Here is a 4,934-nt window from a genome sequence, read left to right as displayed (position 1 = left end):
GCCCGTTCCAATTGGGCATCCTTTCCTTTATAAGTAGCATGGGGCAAATTGTCCAACACGATATCGGGTTCAAAACCGTGCCCTTCAATAAGCCATTCTCCGTTGTCTCCGTAAACCCCCATCATAGGGGCCCGCGCAAGGCCACCGTCGCTCAGGCGATTCGAGCTGCTCAGCCATATTTCGCCCCCCCAGGTACGGACCCCAATGGTGGTGCCCAGCCCCAATTTTTTAAAACCATCTGCAAAGGCTTCCCCATCGGAATAGGTGTTCTCGTTGACCAGGACCACGATATGACCCCTGAAGGCGTACTGCATATTCCAGGTGGGCTTTCCGTTGCGTTCCGCCCAGTACATCCAGGCTTTTCGAAGCAGTTTTTCAAGGATAAAACTATCGATATTGCCCCCAAAGTTGTACCGCACATCGATGATCAGTCCTTTGCGGTCAAAAACCGGGTAGAACTCCCGGTAGAACTGGCTGATGTCATTCGAGCCCATGGCACGCAGGTGCAGGTAACCCACTTCGTTTTCGGTGGCGGCTTCCACTTTCAACCTGTTTTTATATTCCCAGTCCCTATACCTTAGATTATAGGCACTTCCCATAGGCTTGACGATGTGGTCTTTGGATTTACCCTCAGAGAGGACCGTCAGGCGAACCTGTTTTCCCACCTTGTTGCGGATAAGCCCACCTATTTCGATCGCGTCCTTAACCGGTTTTCCATTGACATGGGTGATGATATCCCCTTCTGAAATATCGAGATAGGGATCGTCCAGGGGAGATTTTTCATTCGGATAGTCCGGATCTGCCCTGTATATCTTTTCGATTGTAAAACCCCCGCTTTTTTCGTCCCGGCTAAAAACGGCCCCCAGGCTGGCCACTGAAATATCGGTCGGGTCCTCACGGGTATCCCCACCCCGGACACTGGTATGCAGGGCGGAGAGTTCACCCACAAACCTCCCGATCAGGTCGGAGAGCTCTTCCCGGGTGGTTACGCGGTCTACAAGGGGCAGGTACTTGGTGTACATGGCATCCCAATCCACGCCGTGCATGTTTTTATCGTAGAAGTAGTCCCGTTCCATTCGCCAGGCATCCGTATAGAGTTGCCGCCATTCCTCCCTGGGAGTGATGGGGAATTTCCAGTCTTTAAGGGAAATCTGGCTATCGCTGAGGTCTTTGACTTCGGAAGAACCGGCCTCAATCATATAATAGGAGGATCCCTTGCGAAGCATTAATTTTTTGCCATCAGCGGTAAGGTCGTAGGAACGAAGGTCCGAAACCACGGTTTTTAGTTCGGGATCCTTATTTTCGATTTTAAGGGCTTTGAGGTCTGTCTTCGGTTGGAGTCCGGACCCCCGTTCCATGAGGTAGATAACCTTATCCGAAACCTGGAGGTTGCGGTAATTCCCCGCTGGGATAGGTACTTCTGCAATACGTTTTTCAATGTTGTCCAGGTCGATATGAACCTCTGGGGTTTCGGATGCCGATTCCTTGGTTGATTCCTTCCCAGACCCTTTCTCAGACTCTTTTTCATCAGGGGAGTACAATTCGTCCCGCTCCCGGAAAGGAGAACGCGACCCTGCTTTTAACGGAATGTGGTAGAGTTTATAGCTCGCCTCAAAATAGGGCTCGGGCTGGCGGGACCCCCAGGGGGAACCGACCAATGAAGTAAAGTTTCGGTCCGAAAGAAAGTAGATAAAAGCCCCGTCCCGGCTCCATGCCGGGGATTCGGAGTTCGCCCGGTCCGTGGTCAGGTAGGTGCGTTTGTTGTTTGTTGTATTGTAAAGGACGATTTGCGTCATGAGGTTGTCGGCATTTTCCTCGAAGGCCAGCCATTGCCCGTCCGGGGACCAGGCCGGGTTTCCTACGTAGTTGTCCCGTGTGGAAACCTGCCTGCTTTTCCCGGTTTTTAAATCCAGGATAAACATACGCTGCAACAGGTCTTTATACGCCAGACTTTTCCCGTCCGGGGAGGGCACCCCTTCAAAACGAAGGATCTCCCCATCCTTTGTCAGGGCTTTTTCGGCTCCCATCCCATCAGTGGGGAGGGCGACAAATTCAAATTCCCCGCTTTCATCAGAAAGCGCGTATACTGATTTACCATCATGGGAAAATGCGGCATCCCGGTACCTGACGCCACTCTTATCTGTAAAATTGATGTAGCGCCCGTCTTTGACAGGTGCTATAAAAACCCTTCCCCTCGAAGTCAGCACCACTTTTTCCCCCTTAGAATCCGGTTTGGCATTGGTGATGTACCGGGCGGGGTTTTCTTCCCATTTTTCGCGCAACTGGTCTAAATCTGACGTCAGGCGAATGTCAATTTTGGAATAGGCATCTGAAGCGATGTCGTATATCCAGAGGTCGGCGCCCCTTTGATAGACAATTTTACCCCCGGAACTCCGGGCGTAGCGCACATCGAAGTCTTCGTGTTCTGTGTGCTGCTTGAGGTCTTCCCCCCCTTCATCCATGGACCACAGGTTCATGGTGCCATCCCGGTCCGTGATAAAATAGATGCGCCCCTGATACCACATAGGGTGGTGACTCTCCCCGGTATATCCCCGGGTCAGTTGAACGGCCTCGGAAGCCCCATTGGCAAACTTCCAGATTTGCCGGGCGGTTCCCCCTTTATAGCGTTTGGTCACGTTCCGGTGGAAGGCAGGCCTTACAAAATACAGGGCCTCCTCCGCGGTATCGTAGGTGGCTTCACTGGCCTGGTAGAGGGGCACGATATCTTTGGTTTTACTTTTTGGGTCGATGGTGACTACCTGAAAATCCGGGACGCCTGAATAGGCCCGGGTCTGGTACAGTACTTTTCCCCCTGCGGTCCAGGAATTCACCACGGAGGGGTCACTCTCATACGTCCATCGGGTGGGGAGCCCTCCTCCTGAGGGCATGGTGTAAACTTCTGTAGGGCCTTCATAGCTTGCGGAAAATGCGATGGTTGTACCATCAGGCGAAAAGGCCGGGTGGGTTTCTTCTTCCGGGTGGCTTGTAAGTCGCCTTGCGATACCCCCGGATACAGAAACCGTCCAAAGGTCTCCTTCAGCAGTAAATACGATTTGGTCGCCGTGGATGTCCGGATAGCGGTAATAGCCTTCGAATCCCTGTGCGTATACCGCGGAGGATGAGGCCAGGAAGAAGAAGCTAATTAGTGCCAGGAGGTTGACTTTTTTTTGGAATGGGATCATAGTAAGGACTTATTATTTAGAGAAAGCTTGTAAACAGGATTGCATCCGGGTTTAAAAAGTACTAAAATTAATTTCAATCTACAGGGGTCCGGAGGCTCGTTTAAATGAAAAACAGACCTGATGCCAAAAAAAAACAGCCCCGTGGTCGGGGCTGTTTCAATCAGATCATATCAGGAGTTATACACCTCCTTTGAGAACTTCCTGCCATTTGGCGAGCTCATCCCATTCACCGATATCCGCCAGCTTGGCCTGGGCAGGCCAGGTTCCGGTCATCCCGCGGTGTGTGGCGAAATTAGGCCCGGCGTCATTAATCATTTGCTCGAGGAAACTTACAGCGGAGTCCGATAACTGGGCATAGCTGATAATCCCTTTTTTATTGAGCAGCCCTTCAATCTTGGGCCCAATTCCTTCTATTTTGGTAAGGTCTTGTTTTACAGGTGCAGGACCCGCAGCAACAGCTGCAGCACCGCCTCCAAAGAGTTGTTTCAGGAGCCACCCGAGGAGCAATCCAAGGATAAAGGCTCCGAGTAGCCACAGGAACCAGGGCCAGAAAACGTCGGACCCGTCACATGCAATCGTATTTATTTGAAGTAATGTCATGATGATAGTGTTTCAGTTAAAGTCAATTAGTTATTCAATGATATGTACAGTTACCCGGCGATTGCGCTGTTTGTTTTCAGGCGTATCATTGGGGACAGTAGGTTCGGATTCACCTTTGGAACTCACCTCGATCTGCGCTTCAGTAACTCCAAGGCTCATCAGGTGATCCTTGTATTCATTGGCACGTTTCAGGCCCAGTTCCATATTGTAATCGTCCTCCCCGTCTGAATCTGTATGACCCGTAAGCTGGATCTTATCTCCGGTTTCCTTGAGGAATCCTGCAAGCTCTTTGGAGAAGGCATCCACAGCCGGGGTAACAATTTCAACGTCGGAATCATACCTGTAGAGTATGGCCGTTCTGTCGTACAACTCAATCACATCGTCATTGCGGGTCACCCACTTATAGCGGAGTTCATGAAGCATATTTTCTTTGGTTGCTTCACAGTCTCCTACAGGTCTCGCCTCGACAACTATATCTTCAGGGGCGAGCTCGGTAAACAGGGCCTTCACTTTCTGGGCCCGGGCAATACCCTGACTCGCTTGTTCCCCTTCAAAATAAGGGGCGACAAGGAGGAGTTTTTTTCCTTCCTTCCGGGCCGCCAGGATTTCCCGTTTCTTATCGGGCCAGAGGTCATTAGTGATCACGCCGTCTGTGCCGCAATCAAAGATCAGCGGGCCGTACTGCACGGCAACGGGGGGTTCTGTTTTTTCCTCGCAACATACTACGGTATCCTTGTACCAGCCCCAGGCCAGCCACGCCAGTAGCAGGAAGAGAAGAAAAAGTAAAAATGCTAGTGCTTTTTTCATTCTTTAGTTTTTGGTTAAAAAGTGCCAAAAGGTATGTTAAAACGATCAATTTTCAAAGGCAGGGGGGGATTAATTGCTGTATGAATTGAAAGGGTAAAAAATGTGAGGTATTTCTTATAGATCAGCCGGGATTTCCGGGGGTTATCAATGTAACAAAAGTCACAATATCCTGTGGCCGCATGTGCTAATTTTGTATTTTGAAGCTATAGATATGTTTGGAAAAGGTTCAAAGCTATACAGTATACTTTTTTTGAAATGCCCCAGGTGCCATGAAGGTGCGTTTCTGGAGAACCACCCGTATAACCTCAGCAGTATGAACAGCGTCAGGGATACCTGTCCGAAGTG

Annotated in this window: 3 protein-coding genes; all 3 read right to left on the bottom strand. The window is 50.4% G+C overall.

The features are described from left to right. The coding region (locus WBV75_RS09840; RefSeq protein ID WP_424120447.1) for a S41 family peptidase at positions 1–3,182 on the bottom strand (3,182 nt) is incomplete at its 3' end. A gap of 177 nt (positions 3,183–3,359) precedes the next feature. Then, positions 3,360–3,782, bottom strand: a complete 423-nt coding sequence (locus tag WBV75_RS09835) for a hypothetical protein (protein WP_424120446.1) — start codon at positions 3,780–3,782, stop codon at positions 3,360–3,362. A gap of 30 nt (positions 3,783–3,812) precedes the next feature. Further along, positions 3,813–4,589 (bottom strand): OmpA family protein, encoded by a 777-nt coding sequence (locus tag WBV75_RS09830; RefSeq protein ID WP_424120445.1) that lies wholly within the window; start codon positions 4,587–4,589, stop codon positions 3,813–3,815. Positions 4,590–4,934: the final 345 nt, after the last annotated feature.

The sequence above is a fragment of the Robiginitalea sp. genome, from assembly GCF_049588695.1.
Taxonomy (GTDB): Bacteria; Bacteroidota; Bacteroidia; order Flavobacteriales; family Flavobacteriaceae; genus Robiginitalea.
Note: the sequence above shows the minus strand (reverse complement) of the source record. Positions and strands in the feature narration are given on the sequence as shown.